Source organism: Pedobacter gandavensis, from assembly GCF_032678465.1.
Lineage (GTDB): Bacteria > Bacteroidota > Bacteroidia > Sphingobacteriales > Sphingobacteriaceae > Pedobacter > Pedobacter gandavensis_B.
The window spans coordinates 188,537-206,717 of sequence record NZ_JAVTSK010000006.1; the positions used below are offsets into that span (position 1 = coordinate 188,537).

Consider the following 18,181-nt stretch of genomic DNA (forward strand, 5'->3'; position numbering starts at 1 on the left):
AAATTTTTGGTTAAAACCATCTTTTTGTGCTTAACTTCGTTTATATATTAAACATATCAAACTATGAATACATTATTAATATTATTGAGCCTGATCTTTAGCCCGCCGGCAAAAAGCGTGTATGATTTCAGCTTTAAAACCATCGATGGTAAAGAGGTAAAGCTGTCGAAATTTAAAGGAAAGAAAATCCTGATTGTAAACACAGCATCTAAATGTGGTTTTACGCCGCAGTATGAAGAATTAGAAAAGCTGAGCAAGCAATATGGTAAGAATGTAGTGTTGATTGGATTCCCTGCTGGAAATTTCAATGGACAAGAATTCGCCACTAATTCAGAGATTCAGGATTTCTGTAAGAAGAATTTTGGGGTGACCTTTTTATTAAGTGAGAAGGTGAGTGTTAAAGGAGATGACATTAATCCATTGTTCAAATACCTGACCACCGCCGCTAATCCTGATTTTACTGGTGATATCGACTGGAACTTTGAAAAGTTCCTAATCAATGAAAAAGGAGAACTGGTACATCGTTTCCGCTCTAAAGTAAAGCCTTTAAGCGAAGAACTGACTAAAAACCTTTAGGATTAAAAAAATGATTAAAAGACCTGTTTCCTTCGAAACGGGTCTTTTTTTAGGCGACTATTTACTTTACAGGAAGTAGTTTCTCCATTTCACCACACCTCCTTTTAAGCTGTAGCTATTTTTTGTTTGCCCGTATTTCTCATATAGTGCCTCAGCCGCAGCAACACTGCGTATTCCATGCTGACAGATAAATACGATGTTTTTTTCGGGAATGTCCGTAGCTAAAAACTCGGCAAACTCAGACATAGGTACTTTCTTGAATAGCTCCCCATCCAATACAGGGAACTCATGACGTTCCCTAACATCTATTAACAATGTAGAAGCATCCTTTTGAAGGTTACTCAGTTCTGCGGCATCAATTTCTATATATCCTTGCAGGAGTTCACAAGAATCCTGGTGTTCTATTTCCATATGGCAAATTTAAGATAAATACTGATGATCCCCGAATTTGAATTGTTGTCCGGCAAATCCCTTCAATTATCAGTGAATTTTCAATTTTAGTAGAATCATTTTTTTCTTTCAATACTTTGATTAGTTTTGCGACCAAAATGAGAGTAGTCGTATTTTTCGTGTCATTGTTTACCTTCCTGCTTTGCGGAGGGCACTATCTTCATGCAAATACACCCCATCATGCCAAACATTGTCCATCACAGCAAAGATTGGCAAAAAGCGAAAGGCCTAAGTTAACCCTTGCCGGGCAAGACATGACCATCATTGAAGAGGCCGATTTGGATCTTGACGAAGAACACTCGAATGGTGATGAGCTCCCAGTTAGAAACTTACATCAGGCGGACTATATCATTGAAAGGTGGTATCTGACCTTTTATTCACTTTTCAATGAAGAGGATGAAGATCATCAGTACTTCCAAACTTTTCAGCCGTTTTCCGGTAATTCTTCACCTATCTACATCAGACAAAGGGTTCTGAGGATTTGAGCATTAAATAACATCAGTTTACCGACTTAAACCTACTTCGTTTCCTGAAGTATGTTCAGGCAATTTTCTGGCTTGTTTTTTAAATCCAGCATTTAAAACTGATGTCTTTTCCATTAATTGGAATTCCATCCATTTATTCGCTTAATTTCCAATAATTACCCATGAAGAAAATACTCTTGTTCACAGGCGCTATTGCCTTGTTGAACCTTACAAGCTGCACCACAAAAAAAGAAGAAAAAAAAGAAGAAAGTCAGTTTACCGTGACTAAAGCACTAAAAACGGACACTTCATTTACTAAAGAATATGTTTCCCAAATTCGTTCTGTCAGAAACATTGAGATTCGCGCCCAGGAAAAGGGCTATCTCCAAAATATTTATGTCGATGAAGGACAGACAGTCAAAGCTGGTCAGTTATTGTTTCGCATTATGCCTAAACTGTATGAAGCAGAATTGCTAAAAGCTCAGGCAGAAGTGAAAGGAGCGCAAATAGAATTACAGAATGTGAAGTTGCTGGCAGATAAAAATGTAGTCTCCAAAAACGAACAGGCCATGGCTCAGGCTAAACTTGACGCTGCAAAAGCAGAAGTCGCTCTGGCAAAACTGCATTTATCGTTTACGGAAGTCAAAGCGCCTTTTGATGGCACTATAGACCGTATTCCTTTGAAATTAGGTAGTTTTGTTGATGAAGGTGCGCTGCTCACCAGTCTTTCCGATAACAGTCAGGTTTTTGCCTACTTCAATGTTTCAGAACCGGAATATTTATCTTATCAGATGAATGCCAAGGATCGTGGCGACAAGAAAGTTAGTCTGCTATTGGCCAACAATCAGCTTTTGGAGGATAAAGGTAATGTAGAAGTCATTGAAAGTGAATTCAATGGTGAAACCGGAAACATTGCTTTCAGGGCTCGTTTTCCAAATGCAAACAAGTTACTGAAAAATGGGGAAACGGGTAAAATCCAAATGTTGGTTCCTTTACGCGATGCATTGATCATTCCGCAGAAAGCAACTTATGAAATCCAGGACAAAATGTATGTGTTTGTGGTTGGAAATGACAATGTAGTCCGTTCCAGAAACATCACTATTGCAAGTGAAATGCCGGACCTGTACGTGGTGGGTAGCGGTCTTTCTGAAACCGACCACATCCTTTTAGAAGGGGTTCAAAAAGTTAAAGATGATGAAAAGATCAAGGCTAAATTCCAGGATCCTAAAGAAGTCATTGCTCATTTGAGATTAAAGGCGGAATAATCACCAGTCCTTTCAGTTTGATCCTATCACTTAAAACTAAGTAAATGTTTAATAAGTTTATACAAAGGCCCGTCCTTTCTATAGTAATATCGCTCATTATTGTGTTTCTTGGCGCATTGGCCTTAAGCCATCTGCCCGTTACACAATTTCCTTCTATTTCACCACCAAAGGTGAATATCACAGCCGAATATCCAGGAGCCAATGGTGAATTGATGATTAAATCGGTAATCATTCCATTGGAAAGAGCCATCAATGGTGTTCCGGGGATGAAATACATGGCCTCTGATGCCGGTAATGATGGTGAAGCCACCATCCAGGTCATCTTTAACCTTGGAACAGATCCTAATCAGGCCTCCGTTAATATCCAGAATCGCGTAGCGTCGGTGATCAATAAATTACCGCCATTAGTTGTTCGTGAAGGGGTAAAAATCACCCGTGAGGAATCAAACATGCTGATGTATATCAACTTGTATAGTAAAGATCCGAAAATGGATCAGAAATTCCTCTTCAACTTCGCAGATATTAACGTCCTTTCAGAACTGAAAAGGGTAGATGGTGTTGGTGTTGCCGACATCCTGGGTAACCGGGAATATGCCATGCGCATCTGGCTCAAACCAGACCGGATGCTGGCCTATAAAATTTCTGCTGATGAAGTTTTAGTAGCATTGAATCAGCAAAGTTTGGAAGCTTCACCAGGAAAAACCGGCGAAAGCTCTGGAAAAAGATCACAATCATTTGAGTATGTATTGAAATATCCAGGACGATTCACCACGAAAGAGGCCTATGGAGATATCATTTTAAGATCGACTCCGCAAGGAGAGATTTTAAGGTTAAAAGATGTGGCCAATATTGAGTTTGGAAGTTCAATGTACGATATCTACTCGAATCTCAACGGCAGACCATCAGCTGCCATCACAGTGAAACAATCTTACGGCAGTAATGCGAGTCAGGTGATCAAAGACATCAAAACCAAAATGGAGGAGATTAAGAAAACTTCATTTCCTAAAGGCGTAGATTATGAAATCAGTTATGATGTTTCGAAATTCCTGGACGCTTCTATTGAAAAGGTAGTACATACCTTGGTAGAGGCTTTTATCCTGGTGGGATTGGTGGTGTTCCTATTCCTGGGCGACTGGCGTTCTACCTTGATTCCTGCGATTGCTGTGCCTGTATCCCTGATTGGAACTTTTGTATTCATGCAGTTTTTCGGAATTACCATCAATCTGGTGACTTTATTCGCACTTGTGCTGGCGATCGGTGTGGTCGTCGATGATGCCATTGTGGTGATTGAGGCCGTTCATGCGAAAATGCAGGAGCAGCACATATCCGCCAGAAAAGCGACAAAGAAAGTCATGCATGAGATCAGTGGAGCGATCATCGCGATCACTTTCCTGATGGCTGCAGTGTTTATTCCAGTGGCCTTCATGTCTGGTCCGGTAGGGATTTTTTATAGACAATTCTCCATTACCATGGCTACTGCGATTATTCTTTCCGGTATCGTGGCCCTGACCTTAACTCCGGCTCTTTGTGCCATTTTATTGAAGAACCATCATGGAAAAGCTAAAAAGAAAAATGCTTTAGACAAATTTCTGGATGGCTTTAATAGCGGTTTCGACAAACTGTCTGGCAAATACCAAAAACTGCTAAGCCTCATCGTGAATCGGAAGGTGATCACTTTTGGCGTTTTACTTGCTTTCTGTGCAGGTACTTTTTTCCTGAACAATAGTCTACCTTCAGGCTTTATTCCCAATGAAGATCAGGGGATGTTTTATGCCATTATCCAAACGCCTCCAGGTTCCTCATTAGAAAGAACCAATGAGATCGCAGAACGCTTACAGAAAATTGCCGAAGGTGTCGAAGGTGTGCAATCTGTTTCCGCCTTAGCTGGATACGAGATCCTCACGGAAGGAACCAGTGCCAACTCCGGAACATGTTTGATCAACCTGAAAAGTTGGGAAGATCGCAAGCAGGGTGTGGAAGAAATTATGAAAGAACTGGAAGAAAAATCCGAGGGGATTTCAGGTGCTACCATAGAATTCTTCCAGCCACCAGCGGTTCCTGGATATGGTGCTGCCGGAGGTTTTGAATTACGTTTACTAGATAAAGCAGGGTCGGGCGACTTCAAAAAGATGGAGACGGTAAGTAAGGATTTTGTGAAAGAATTGAGTAAACGCCCTGAATTGTCTTCTGTATTTACTTTTTACAGTGCGGCCTTCCCGCAATATATGTTGCGTGTAGATAACGACATCGCCCAGCAAAAAGGAGTAACAATTGAGAATGCGATGAACACGCTTTCCACACTTGTTGGTAGTAATTATGAAACCAATTTCATTAAGTATGATCGTCAATATAAAGTGATGGTACAGGCTTTGCCTCAATACAGGGCGTTACCAGAGGACATATTGAAACTATATGTGAAAAATAACCGTGACGAAATGGTGCCTTTCTCTGCTTTTATGAGGATGGAGAAAGTGTACGGATTATCCGAAATCACCAGACATAACATGTACAATGCGGCCGAAATCAGTGGCTCTGCAGCCCCAGGTTATAGTAGTGGTGCCGCAATTAATGCCATCAATGAAGTGGCTGAAAAAACCTTACCAAGAGGTTTTAGTATCGATTGGGCAGGTATTTCAAAAGATGAGGTATCTCGTGGTAATGAAGCGATGTATATTTTCCTGATCTGTCTCGGATTTGTTTACCTGATTCTTGCGGCTCAGTATGAAAGTTTCATTCTGCCCTTAACGGTTATCCTTTCTCTGCCATGTGGAATTTTCGGTGCCTTCTTATTGCTGAAAATTTGTGGTTTGGAAAACAATATCTATGCTCAGGTGGCCTTTGTCATGCTGATTGGTTTATTGGGTAAAAATGCCGTACTGATTGTAGAGTTTGCAGTGCAGAAGCACAGAGCGGGAGCAAGTGTTTTACAAGCGGCCATGGAAGGCGCGGTAGTGAGGTTCCGCCCAATTTTGATGACCTCATTTGCATTTATAGCAGGGTTAATCCCATTGGTGCTGGCCAATGGTCCCGGCAAAATTGGAAACCGGACAATTGGTTCTGCAGCGGCAGGAGGAATGCTTTTAGGGACCATTTGCGGGGTATTGATTATTCCTGGCTTGTATTATGTATTCGGCAGAATTGCTGAGAAACATAAGTTAGTTAAAAACGAAGAAGAAAATCCATTAACCGAAGAAATTGATCACAATGTATAAAAACAAGTTATCAGGCTGCTTGCTTGCCTTGAGCGCTGCAATGGCTTTTGCCGGTTGTAAGGTGCCCTCGCTCGCAACATCAGTGGCAAATACGGCTGTTCCTGAAATTTACAGTAATAGCAAGGACAGTACCAATATCGCTTCGATTCCATGGCGTAGTTTTTTTAAGGACCAAAACCTGGTCAACCTGATTGATACCGCACTAAAAAACAATCAGGAATTGAAAATCACTTTGCAGGAAATTGAAATTGCAAAGAATGAAATCAGGATTAAAAAAGGAGAGTTGTTGCCAGGCGTTGGCCTGCGTGCTGGCGCCGGGCTAGAGAAAGTCGGACGGTATACCAGTCAGGGGGCAGGAGATGCAGGAACGGAAATCACTCCTGGAAAACCAGTTCCTGATCCCTTGATGGATTATAACCTTTCTGCTTATGCTCACTGGGAAGTAGACATCTGGAAGAAGTTACGAAATTCCAAAAAGGCTGCTGTGAGCAGGTATTTATCAACTGTAGAAGGCAGGAATTTCGCATTGACCAATCTGATTGCAGAAGTTGCCGATTCCTATTATGAATTGTTGGCTTTAGACAACCAAATGGAAATCGTGAAGCAAAACATAGCATTGCAAAAGAATGCATTGGCAATTGTAAAAGTTCAGAAAGAGGCGGCCAGAGCTACAGAACTGGCAGTTCAGAAATTTCAGGCAGAAGTACTGACTTCCAAAAGTCTGGAGTTCGATTTGCTTCAAAAGACCAAAGAAGCAGAGAACAGGATAAATTTTCTGTTGGGTCAATATCCGCAGGAGATCAAAAGAGACCGGACTAACTTTTTAAGTTTAGTGCCTGCTAGTGTTCAGGCTGGAGTTCCTTCACAGTTGCTGATCAATCGCCCGGACATTAAACAAGCTGAATTAGAACTGGCCGCTGCAAAACTGGATGTAAAAGTAGCCAGGGCTGCATTTTATCCTTCTTTGGATATTTCTGCGGCAATCGGCTTACAGGCATTTAAACCGGGTTACTTCTTAAAGTTTCCGGAATCGGTGTTGTATTCCCTTGCTGGAGATGTAGCTGGACCACTGATCAATAGAAACGCGATTAAAGCAGAGTTTAGCTCCGCAAATGCACGCCAGCTTCAGGCCATGTATAATTATGAACGAAGCATTTTAAATGCCTATTTAGAGGTTTCAAATCAACTTTCCAAGATTGGGAATCTGGAAAAGAGCTATGCACTGAAATCTGAGCAGGTAGCTGCATTAAACACCTCTATCGCGGTTTCAAATGATTTGTTTAAGTCCGCCAGAGTAGATTATTTCGAAGTACTCATGACACAAAGAGATGCATTGGAATCTAAACTTGAACTGATTGAAACAAAAAAAGAACAGCTGAATGCTGTAGTCCATTTTTATAGAGACCTGGGGGGAGGTTGGAAGTAAGCTCTGGCTTACTAACGCCCCCGGATGATTCCGGGGGCGTTTTTTTTATTATCTTTATTCAAGATATGCAATTGCCTCCACAACATTCGGTTCAGGGTTTGGTGAAACATTACCTGATATTAAATCAGCAAACTGATCAGCAACAGCAATACAGAATGTTTTCTGATGGTAATCCTGGAATGGTGTTCCATTTGAAAAATCCTTTATTGCAATGGAATGAGGGCGATTTAACACCCGGGTTACAGCCACGGAGTTTTGTATATGGTCAACTGAGTCGATACAATACGATTTCTTCGAGCGGTGCATTGGACATGATTGTGGTAGTTCTGGAACCCCATGCCATATTTTCTCATTTTCATATCCCTGCCGATCAGCTAACAGACCAAAGGATACCTCTGATTGATTTATTCGGACAGGAAGCGAGAGATCTGGAAGAACAAGTCCTTTCCGCATTAACAATTGATGTGGCCTTGAACTGCATTGAAAAATTTTTAAGCAAAGGAGAATTTCTCAGCAATGGCTTAAAAGGAGAGATCGCTGAAGCGATGCAGGTAATTTATCAGCACCGCGGAATGATCAATATAGATCAGCTATTGCAACTCGTCCCTATTACAGAAAGACAACTGGAACGTAAATTTAGAGAGGTGATTGGTACTACGCCTAAAAAATTCGCTGACACCATTAAGTTTCAAAATTTACTGAAGCTCTTTCAACAGCAACCTGCACATGAAAAAATTTCCGCATTGATCTATAGATCTGGATATTATGATCAGGCCCATCTGAACAATAATTTCAAAAGAATGACGGGGCTTACCCCAGGTCATTATAAAGATGCGCGCCAGTTGTTGGCGATCAATCTCATGACCCTTTATTAAATCACTTTTGTCGGTTTTATACAACTTTTCAGCAACCGGGCCAGGTAATTTTGAGGATATTCATTAAATACCTTAAATATGAAAAACATTAAAATAGCCTCAGCGCAATTTGAAAATCGTAGTGGTGATAAAGCTTATAACCTTTCGGTCATTGAGGAATTAACCAGGGCTGCTGCTGCAGAAGGAGCAGAAGCGATTGCCTTCCATGAATGCGCTATCACAGGTTACACTTTTGCCAGGGGGCTTTCCAAAGCTGAAATGCTGGATTTGGCCGAATTTATACCGGAGGGGCCAAGTATCCTTAAATTAATAGAGCTGGCTGCAAAGTACAAGATCGCTATTCTGGCCGGTTTGTTTGAAAAGGATCAGGAAGATCACTTGTATAAAGCCTACGTTTGCGTAGATCAAAGCGGCCTCATCGCGAAGCACCGTAAATTGCATCCATTTATCAATCCTCATCTGACTGCTGGTGATGCATATACTGTATTTGACCTTTGTGGTTGGAAATGTGGCATTTTGATCTGTTACGATAACAATATTATTGAAAATGTAAGGGCTACCAGATTATTGGGTGCTCAAATCATTTTTATGCCTCATGTAACGATGTGCACGCCCTCTACCAGACCTGGTGCTGGTTTTGTAGATGCGGCATTGTGGAAAGACAAAACAGCCAATCAGGTGGAGTTACGTCAGGAGTTTGATGGATTAAAAGGCAGAGAATGGTTGATGAAATGGTTGCCCGCACGTGCTTACGATAATGCGATATATGCGGTATTTTCAAATCCGATCGGAATGGATGATGATCAACTTAAAAATGGCTGTTCGATGATTTTAGACCCATTTGGTACAGTAATAGCCGAATGCAGGTCTCTGGGAAATGAATTTGTGATCGGAGATTTTAATCCGGAAACACTGAGTATGGCTGGAGGCTACCGTTATATACAAGCCAGAAGGCCGGAACTTTATAAAGAGATTATAGGAGCTGAGCATGAAAGTAACCAGCAAGTAGTCTGGCTCAAAACAGCACAATAAAATAATGAACTGTTAAAACCAAAAACCCTGCTCATTCCAGAGAATGAGCAGGGTTTTTGCTTAGATGATGTTTTCGCCATCTATCATGGTCACTTGTTTACCCATCTTTTTTTGAATGACTTCAAAATGATGTAAGTCATTTTTGCTGACTAAGGAAATGGCCTCTCCCGGTGCTTCTGCACGACCGGTTCTACCAATTCTGTGTACATAGTCTTTAGGTGATCTAGGTAATTCATAATTGATTACGTACGGAAGGAAATTGATGTCGATTCCTCTGGCCATCAAATCTGTGGCCACCAATACTCTTAATTTTCCTGACTTAAACAGGTATAATGATTCTGTTCTGGAACCCTGACTTTTTTTACTGTGGATCGCTTTCGCATCGATGTTATTTTTGCGTAGCTTGTTCACAACCGCATCGGCCTGGTGCGTAGAGGAAGTGAAGACCAATACTTGTTTCATGTCATGATGGTTGATCAGGTAGCGCAGAAATGGACCTTTCTTCTCTTCCGAAATGATATAAGCCAATTGATTGATGGTATCCAGTGTGTCTGCCTCAGCTTCAATTTTAATCACTACTGGATCATGAAGCAAAATCTGATTAATGTTTTCAATATCAGGACTTAGTGTAGCAGAAAACAGTACATTTTGACGCTTTTTAGGTAATAGGGCAAGAATTTTATTTACTTCTTCCTTAAAACCTAAATTCAGCATTTTATCGGCCTCATCCAGGACCAAAGTTTCAATTTCTGATAAGTGCACTGCGTTATGGTCTACCAGCTCCAATAACCTGCCGGGTGTAGCCACCAATACGTTTACACCCTGCATTCCCATCATCTGTGGATTGATTGATACTCCTCCATAGGCAGCCATGGTTTTCACAGGCTTTGGCAATGCCGGACTAAAGGTCTTGAATACTTCTTTTACTTGTTCTGCCAATTCACGCGTAGGTACCAACACCAATACATTCGCGTGGCGATTTTTTACACCAATGGTTTGCTGTAGGTTCATTAAAAGAGGCAACACATAACTGGCCGTTTTCCCTGATCCGGTTTTAGCAATACCTAAAACATCTTTCTTATTTAATATAGCTGGAATAGCTGTTTGTTGAATAGGAGTGGGCGCTATGAAATTCTGATCTGCTAGTGCTTTTAATAAAGCAGGCGACAAACCTAAGGCTGTAAAAGGCATAATTACTCAGTTTTTTGCGTAAAAGTAAGCAAAAAACGTTGTTACCGGTGGTTTATGTTTTGTTCCCTTCTAAATTTTGGAGAAATGTGGAGCATTAACTACACAGCTGGCGGATTCCCGGGAGGGCGCCAGCTGTGTAAATCAGATTAAAATTTAATCAGTAATTTTTCAGTTTTCAGTTTACCATTCTGATAATATTCAAAGAACCATTCGCCATTTTTCTTAAAGGCGATGCCTTGTGAGGTTGCATTATTTGCGATAAAATAGTCCGGTACGGTGCTGGTCAATAAAGTCAACACTACCTTTGGCTCCGTATTGATCAATTGAAAACCATTTGTAATGGGCTGAGCATACAAGGTGCCTGCGGGAGTAACCACTTCAGATGTTGCAGCAGGAGCTATGATCGGGCTAACTGTCACTACAGTTGCCTGTGGCGGAGCAATCATCGTAGTTGGCGTGGTAGTTGGCGCCACATAACTTAAGCTGTCCAGGGAATTAAATGCATCTCTGAGCGCAAAATTATAAGCGACTTTGTACTCTTTTTCTCTGCTTTTACCTTCTTTGCTTTTAAAAAGAATATTGCCCTGGCAATCCTTTAACATCACCGTAAGGTTGGTGGTAAACATGGTTTTTCTTTCCGCTAGCTCCAGATTAAGTGCTTTACATTTATTGTTCGCAATCTCTGAAGGCAATTCTGTATTGTCAAAATAAGCAGTAAAGCCCTTTTGCTCCACAAGAAATTTAGTAAGGTCATTTAATCCGTAAAGATTCGAAGATTTAAGAAAACTGAATTTTTCAGGAACCACTACATATTTGTAGTTATTGATGCTTTGTTGCGCAAATCCTGAAAAGGAAAAGAATAAAAAGAGTATAATGAAGTATCTTTTCATGATGGTGTTGTTAAAAATGATTTAGTATATGGAATCAAATATAGAAATCTGTTTTGTTTGTTGAATGTCCTTTATGTTCATTGATGAACAAAACACGGAAAATAGTGTTTTTACTGGTATCAACGTCAGAATTTAATGCTAAATCCATTGCCAGATTCTTATAGATAGGTCTTCATTGGTTACTTTTATTTTCGCAATTTTTTATACCTACATAGGCGTATTTTTATGACTAAAGCTACTACTTAATAGAGGAATGAGTAATTTAGGATATGCTCAGGATACTATTGCTTTGCACTTTATTCATTTTCTTATGCCTTCCAGTAAAAGGACAATTGCAAATCTTTGCCAATGGCCGTCAGATCGATTATAAAAATGCCAAGGTTCAATACCTGCTCACTTCATCCAGCGATTTTAGCGACACTGCCTTACTAAAATTACAAGCCAAACAATGGAAATACCTGATCAAAACCAAAACACCAATTAGTTATACTCCTTATAGCGTCTGGGTGAAAATTCCGATCAACAGCCTGCTGAAATACAACAACTTCGACTTTATTGACCTTCAAAATCCACATATCAATTTCCTCAAATGTTGGATCGTTAAAGATGGAAAAATCATCAGGCAATTTAATCAGACTGGAGATAACCTCCCTTTTGTCACCCGTCCATTACCGACTGCCAGCTTTGTCTTTCCAGTAGAAGGAGCAATTTATAAAGATGCAGATTTTGTGATGGTCACCGATAAAAGGTATACCAGACTTGATCTGCCAATTCATTTTTATTCGGAAGCCGTATATTTAAAAGAAAGTCAATCCAGAAATCTACTCACTGGTTTATCTATTGGAATCCTACTTTTCGCTCTTATTTTTAATTTCTACCTCTTCCTCAGTATGCGACAAACGCTATACTTATGGTATAGTATTTACCTGTTGATGATTGTCTTTTACCTTGGGACAAATCTGGGTGAATTGTTCAGGTATTTTTATCCGGAATGGCCATTTTTAAACGACATTATCAGACCCGCTGCATTTGCTTTGAGCTTTGTTCCACAGGTTCAGTTCTTTAATGAACTCATGGAGTTGAAAACAAAAATGCCTAAGATCTATCTTTTCAATATTAGGTTGTTAAAAGTATTTGTGGCTTTATTTATCATTGCTGTCCTGACTTCTGCCAGTGGTGATTACCGAATTCAAAGTTATTGGGTGTTTGCAAACCGGATTCTATACCCATTGTCCTTATTAATTATCCTGGTAGAAGCGATCTACTGCTTCCGGAAAGGATTGAAATATTCCATCTTCGCAGTGGCTTCCTTTTCCGGAATTGTAGTTTTTATAGTCATATATGTACTGCAACAAACGGAACTTTTGGTAAGAAACAATTTTACCGTAAACGCCATTTACATCGGACTGTTTTTTGAAGGAATGATCATGGCATTAGGATTGGCCTGGCGTTTCAAATCCTATAAAGAAGACTCAGAGCGCATGTCGGCAGAGTATCAGTTGCAACAGGAAAATATCTTTAAAGAAACCGCCACCTATCAGCAAAAAGAAATGCAAAGAATGTCTTCTTTATTACATGATACCGTTGGTGCTAATTTGGGTTTTCTAAGATTAGAAACTGATAATATGCCTTTAACGGAGCAAGGGAGGACTAAAATTGCCACTGCTATTACACAGCTTGGTCATGAAGTGAGGGCGATGAGTCATGGTTTTTCCCCACTGGTCTTACAAAATAAAGGGCTATATCAGAGTATTGAAGAAATGGTACAATTGATCCACAGAAATAACCAGATAGACCTACAGTTCGAATGGTTGGGTAAGAAAGAAGGAATGCCCATTCAGCATGAAATTCTGATCTATCGGATGGTGCAGGAAATTCTGCAAAATATGTTGAAACATTCCAAAGCAAGTTCGGGATTTCTTCAGATTATGATAGAACAAGGACTGATATCTATTTATGCAGAGGACAATGGCATTGGGTTAAAAGAAGATCATGTAAATGACGGTCTGGGTTTGAAAAGTTTAGAGAACCTGGTGGAGTTGTTAAAAGGTCGCTTTAATATCGACAGTAGCGAAAATAAAGGGTTTAGTATTTCCATTGAATTTAATCAGCCGAGCCATGAAAATTTATAATATTGGGATCACCGATGATCATCTTTTATTTGCACAGGGTATCAGTAACATTATTGCAAATAGAAGCGATCTGCATTTGACTTTTGTAGCCTCTTCTATGCCGGAGATGTTCGAGCTTTTAGCACAGGAACCTGTGGATTTTTTATTGCTGGATATCAATTTACCTCCTTATAACGGACTGGAACTTTTAGCCCAACTGAAACAGGAGGATAAAAAAATGAAAATTATGATTCTGTCGATGTACCAACCTGCAGATATCGGATTGGATCTGACCAGCTTTAAAGGGGATGCCTATGTTTTGAAAATATCAGGAAAAGATATTTTAGAAGAAGCATTTGATGCGATGAGTAAGGGAATCCTATACTTTGATCCAAATATCATCCGTAAACCAATGCAGGAAGATGCTTTCACCCATCAATTGAGACTCACCAAGCGGGAGAAAGAAATCATTTCCTTAATCGCTTTGGGTAAAACAAGCAAAGAGATCGCTGCTTTACTTTTTTTGAGCGAACTGACTATAAAAACCCATAGAAAAAACATCAGTGAGAAACTAGGTACAAAGAATGTGGTCGATCTGCTCGCTAAAATCTCTGGTAAATAAAATGACCAGATACAAAAAGCACAACAGAAATAGGGCAAACTGAAGCTCTAAGCTTCAGCAATATCGTATACCACCACTTTGGACCATAAATGGCTGTAGTTTTTAATGAATTCCAAATGTATAGGATGTGTTTGGTAAGCCGCTTGTCCAGCCAGATCTTTAAAAAAAAGGAGTTCTGAAACGCCCCAGCTACTGTCTACCACATCGCGTTTCTCCGTATCTGCCCTGATCCCCACATGCAGCTGTTGTACGCTTGGTATTTTTTTAAGGGTTTTTACTCCCTGAACCAATTGATCCCGATCAGCTTTGGAATCCGGATTCTTCAGCCAGAAAAATACATGATGTACCACAGGGTAATTTTCTTTTCCAGATGACAAAGGCATAGCTGATGCTGCTGTGCCTACTGCGATGACAGCGGCAGCGGTTCCAATAAATTTTCTACGGTTAGACTTCTCCATGCCCTGAATATATAAAAAAAGAAAACAATATACCGCCTTTTAGTTTGCAGTAACTCCTGTCGTCTCGCTCTTATGCTTTTTACCCCAGTCACTTAATTGTGCCCAGATAGGAATCAGCTCTTTGGCAAGATCTGTCAATTCGTAATCTACTCTGGGTGGGACCTCTGCATAAACTGTTCTTTTTACTAAACCGTCTTTTTCCAGCTCCCGTAATTGTAAAGTAAGCATGCGCTCTGTCACACTGGGAATCAGCTTCCTAATCTCGCCAAATCTCAATTTCCCATCTTCCAGCTTGCAAAGAATCAACAACTTCCAACGACCGCCCACTTTACATATCGCATACATTAAATCGCAACCTTCTGTGATGCATTTTTCGTTCAACATATTGGTTGAACCTTCTTTTCTTATTGCCATTACTTACAAATTTGTTAGTACCGTACAAATCGTTGTACAGTCCACAAAAGTAAAGTTAGCAAATAACTTTGCGGCATATGATTAAAACAAATACACATATGTATCCATCTAAACAAGGAAATAAGAAATTTGCCTATATCGGCTGCCTGGGCTTTATTGGCGTGATCACCACGGAATTCGGCGTCATTGGAATCCTACCGCAAATCGCTGCGCATTATCAGATCAGCATTGATACTGCCGGAATTTTACTGAGTGCCTTTGCATTGGTGATCGCATTAACCGGGCCATTCATGACCTTGTTGACGGCCCGGTTTGACCGCAAAAAAGTCATGCTGACGGCCATCTCAATTTTCCTGATCACTGGTGTGGTTTCTTCATTTTCACCGCCATTCTGGTTATTGATGCTGGTGCGGATGCTTCCTGCTTTTCTGCAGCCCGTTTACATCGCCTCCGCATTGTCAGTAGCGGTTTCTCAAGGCAATAAAAACAATGAAAATGAGCTGATGAGTATTGTATTCAGTGGGGTAGCAATTGCAATGGTCACTACTGTTCCATTTGCCACTTATCTGGCCAGCCAGTTTTCCTGGGAATATTCCTTTATGGTACAATCTCTGGTCAGCTTGATTGCAGTACTGGGCATTTACTTTCTCTTACCCAAAATGCCGGTAAAAGAGAAAAAAAGCTTTGGTAGCCAGTTGAAAATACTCAGTCAGCCTACGTTTATGATCAGTACCGCCATGAATTTCTTTATGATTTCCGGTTGGTTTTCTACGTATAGCTATTTTGCCGAATATCTGAATAAAGCGAAATTAATGGACAACACCATGGTCAGTTATATGCTCTTCTTATTTGGACTGATCGGTGTGTTTGCAAATTGGATCGCAGGGAAAATGTTGAATAAAAATGTGTCCAGAACTACCGCGTTTTTCCTGTCAGGAACGATCATCATTCCCATTTTACTGCATTTCTCAGGTGGAAATACCATTGCCACAATTTTAGTTATCGGAATCTGGGGATTTTTATACGCCCCAAGTTTCCTAAACGCATCCACCTACATGATCTCTTCAGTGCCTAACTCGCTGGAATTTGCCAATAGTCTGGCCACTTCATTCGGCAATCTGGGTGTCACTTTAGGAACCACACTCGGCGGTTGGATCATTGCCACAAAAGGAGTGAGCTACACCCCATGGGTTACGGTGGTTTTCGGAGCATTAGCCTTCCTGATGATGGCCTGGCGCAGCTATTTAGAAAAAGAAGCAAAAACCACTGATAAACAAATGCTCTGTAATTCAGAAGGCTAAAGCAAATCAGTAGGTCGGCCTAAAATGATCAACATCCAGCGTAAAATTGTTGTCAGATTTCTTTTGAGCGCAATTTAATTGGTTATTTTGTGGGCATACACCAATGCTACTTTCAAAGAACCAATTATGAAACGCTTTAAAGAAATCTGCTTCCTTTATGGTTTATTCCTGGCCAATTGCACTTCCCTTTTTGCGCAGAGCAAATCAACGGACAGACCCAATATTATCTTTATTATGGCCGATGACCATACCTCACAATCCTGGGGGATTTATGGGGGCGTGTTGAAAGACTATGTGGTCAATAAAAATATCAGGCGAATGGCGGCAGAAGGAGCAGTTTTAAACAATGCTTTTTGTACCAATTCCATCTGTGTACCTAGCAGGGCGACTATTATGACCGGACAGTACAGTCAGAAAAACAAGGTATACACCCTGGGTGATGGCTTGAGTCCGGAACACCCAAGCATTGCAAAAGTCCTGCAAAGCAACGGCTATCAAACCGCATTAATCGGTAAATGGCACCTCAAGCAAAAGCCTGCTGGCTTCGACCATTTTTTGGTGATGGACAATCAGGGGGTCTATTTTAATCCCACATTCAAAAGCGACAAGGATTGGAAAGATGATGGGGAAACCACCGGAACGGTCCATAAAGGTTACAATACAGATCTGGTGACCGATTATTCCATCGATTGGTTAAACCAGCGTGATGCCAGTAAACCTTTCTTCATGATGACTCATTTTAAAGCGACCCATGAGCCCTGGGAATATCCGGAAAGGTATAATGATCTGTATGCAGGAGTAACGATCCCTGAACCGGTATCCATCCTCGACTTTGGACCAGAAACCAATGGCAGAAGCTTTAAAGGACAGGACCTGGAAGAGCTGGAACAACGCTGGGAGCAATACCAGAAAAATCCTAAAACCTACTGGACCACCTATCCTGGAATGCCTTTCGATATTAAAGGTCTGGACAGCATTCAGGCACGTAAGAAAATCTATCAGAAGATGGTGAAAGATTACCTGCGTTGTGCCGCTGCAATAGATGATAACATTGGGCGCTTGCTGGATTACCTTAAAAGTAATGGCCTAGCAGAAAACACGATTGTGATCTATACCTCTGATCAGGGTTATTTCCTGGGAGAGCATGGTTTCTTTGACAAACGGATGATGTATGAAGAATCTTCCAGAATGCCATTTGTGATCTGCTATCCCAAAGAAATTAAAGGAGGAACAAGGTTAAATGACCTGGTGATGAATATAGATTTTGCCGCCTTATTCGCGGATTATGCAGGGATTAAGAAACCTGATTTCATCCAGGGCCAGAGTTTCAGGAATAACTTAAAGGGGAAAACGCCGAAATCATGGCGCAAATCTGTGTACTACCGTTATTGGGAGCATAGCAAAGACAGACCAGCCCACTTCGGACTCAGAGATCAGCGTTATAAACTGATCTTTTACTACGGACAAGGATTAGGAATGAAAGACGCTTCAAATGTAGCTACTCCAGCTGCCTGGGAGTTTTATGACCTGCAAAAAGACCCTAAAGAATTGAAGAACGCAATTTATCAGCCGGAATACCAGCAAACGATCACCGCCATGAAAGAGGAATTGCTGAAACAAAAGGCAGAGAGTGGTGATGATGACTCTGGTAGACCTATAATGAAAGAGATTATGGATAAGTATTGGAATATAGCAACTTTGTTGCATTAAATTTTGTTTATTGCGAAATATTAATGCAACTTTGATGCAGTTGTGAAAGAAAGCAAAAAACAAATCAGGAATCAATTGAAGCAGGGACTTTCTCTGCTGCTGCTCTTTTTGTTTTCCTTCCTCGCTGCGCTCCAGCTTTTCCATGTACATCAGGAGATGGAGAGGGGAAGTGTAGCACAAAACT

General features: G+C 40.7%; 16 protein-coding genes. 11 read left to right on the top strand and 5 right to left on the bottom strand.

Going from position 1 to position 18,181, the window contains the following annotated elements:
- Window positions 1-63: 63 nt before the first annotated feature.
- Window positions 64-576, top strand: coding sequence for a glutathione peroxidase (locus R2Q94_RS12905; RefSeq protein WP_316821878.1), 513 nt, complete (start codon window positions 64-66; stop codon window positions 574-576).
- Window positions 577-642: 66 nt separating this feature from the next.
- Here the strand turns inward: R2Q94_RS12905 and R2Q94_RS12910 are convergent, their stop codons facing one another.
- Entirely contained in the window at window positions 643-987 is a 345-nt protein-coding gene (locus tag R2Q94_RS12910; protein ID WP_316821879.1) for a rhodanese-like domain-containing protein, read from the bottom strand.
- A 137-nt stretch (window positions 988-1,124) separates the two neighbouring features.
- Here R2Q94_RS12910 and R2Q94_RS12915 point away from each other — a divergent pair, with 137 nt between their 5' ends.
- The 6 genes from R2Q94_RS12915 (at window position 1,125) to R2Q94_RS12940 (ending at window position 9,300) form a co-directional block, all read left to right on the top strand.
- The gene (locus R2Q94_RS12915; RefSeq protein WP_316821880.1) at window positions 1,125-1,511 is read left to right on the top strand and encodes a hypothetical protein; all 387 of its coding nucleotides are present in this window, start codon (window positions 1,125-1,127) and stop codon (window positions 1,509-1,511) included.
- 161 nt (window positions 1,512-1,672) lie between these two features.
- Window positions 1,673-2,755, top strand: coding sequence for an efflux RND transporter periplasmic adaptor subunit (locus tag R2Q94_RS12920; RefSeq protein WP_316821881.1), 1,083 nt, complete (start codon window positions 1,673-1,675; stop codon window positions 2,753-2,755).
- 44 nt (window positions 2,756-2,799) lie between these two features.
- Window positions 2,800-5,967, top strand: coding sequence for an efflux RND transporter permease subunit (locus tag R2Q94_RS12925; protein ID WP_316821882.1), 3,168 nt, complete (start codon window positions 2,800-2,802; stop codon window positions 5,965-5,967).
- On the top strand, window positions 5,960-7,393 hold the full coding sequence (locus R2Q94_RS12930; RefSeq protein ID WP_316821883.1) for a TolC family protein: 1,434 nt from the start codon (window positions 5,960-5,962) through the stop codon (window positions 7,391-7,393). Before R2Q94_RS12925 ends, R2Q94_RS12930 begins: the two co-directional genes overlap by 8 nt.
- A 65-nt stretch (window positions 7,394-7,458) precedes the next feature.
- The gene (locus R2Q94_RS12935; protein ID WP_316821884.1) at window positions 7,459-8,268 is read left to right on the top strand and encodes a helix-turn-helix domain-containing protein; all 810 of its coding nucleotides are present in this window, start codon (window positions 7,459-7,461) and stop codon (window positions 8,266-8,268) included.
- Between the two features lie 78 nt (window positions 8,269-8,346).
- A complete protein-coding gene (locus R2Q94_RS12940) occupies window positions 8,347-9,300 on the top strand; it encodes a nitrilase family protein (RefSeq protein WP_316821885.1) in 954 nt (317 codons plus the stop codon).
- A gap of 60 nt (window positions 9,301-9,360) precedes the next feature.
- Here R2Q94_RS12940 and R2Q94_RS12945 read toward each other — a convergent pair whose 3' ends face one another.
- Both R2Q94_RS12945 and R2Q94_RS12950 read right to left on the bottom strand, forming a co-directional pair.
- Entirely contained in the window at window positions 9,361-10,491 is a 1,131-nt protein-coding gene (locus R2Q94_RS12945; protein ID WP_316821886.1) for a DEAD/DEAH box helicase, read from the bottom strand.
- 146 nt (window positions 10,492-10,637) lie between these two features.
- A complete protein-coding gene (locus R2Q94_RS12950; RefSeq protein WP_316821887.1) occupies window positions 10,638-11,381 on the bottom strand; it encodes a hypothetical protein in 744 nt (247 codons plus the stop codon).
- Window positions 11,382-11,650: 269 nt separating this feature from the next.
- Here R2Q94_RS12950 and R2Q94_RS12955 point away from each other — a divergent pair, with 269 nt between their 5' ends.
- Window positions 11,651-13,513, top strand: coding sequence for a 7TM diverse intracellular signaling domain-containing protein (locus tag R2Q94_RS12955; protein WP_316821888.1), 1,863 nt, complete (start codon window positions 11,651-11,653; stop codon window positions 13,511-13,513).
- Window positions 13,500-14,114: a response regulator transcription factor gene (locus tag R2Q94_RS12960; RefSeq protein WP_316821889.1), complete on the top strand. Its 615-nt coding sequence runs from the start codon at window positions 13,500-13,502 to the stop codon at window positions 14,112-14,114. The genes R2Q94_RS12955 and R2Q94_RS12960 overlap by 14 nt, the downstream gene beginning before the upstream one ends.
- Before the next feature lie 47 nt (window positions 14,115-14,161).
- On the opposite strand, the gene R2Q94_RS12965 is transcribed toward R2Q94_RS12960, so the two are convergent.
- Window positions 14,162-14,572 (bottom strand): Dabb family protein, encoded by a 411-nt coding sequence (locus R2Q94_RS12965; RefSeq protein WP_316821890.1) that lies wholly within the window; start codon window positions 14,570-14,572, stop codon window positions 14,162-14,164.
- 39 nt (window positions 14,573-14,611) lie between these two features.
- Window positions 14,612-14,986 (bottom strand): helix-turn-helix domain-containing protein, encoded by a 375-nt coding sequence (locus tag R2Q94_RS12970; protein WP_316821891.1) that lies wholly within the window; start codon window positions 14,984-14,986, stop codon window positions 14,612-14,614.
- A gap of 98 nt (window positions 14,987-15,084) precedes the next feature.
- Between R2Q94_RS12970 and R2Q94_RS12975 the strand changes: the two genes are divergently transcribed.
- Window positions 15,085-16,287: an MFS transporter gene (locus R2Q94_RS12975; RefSeq protein ID WP_316821892.1), complete on the top strand. Its 1,203-nt coding sequence runs from the start codon at window positions 15,085-15,087 to the stop codon at window positions 16,285-16,287.
- 126 nt (window positions 16,288-16,413) lie between these two features.
- Entirely contained in the window at window positions 16,414-17,997 is a 1,584-nt protein-coding gene (locus R2Q94_RS12980) for a sulfatase (protein WP_316821893.1), read from the top strand.
- Window positions 17,998-18,181: the final 184 nt, after the last annotated feature.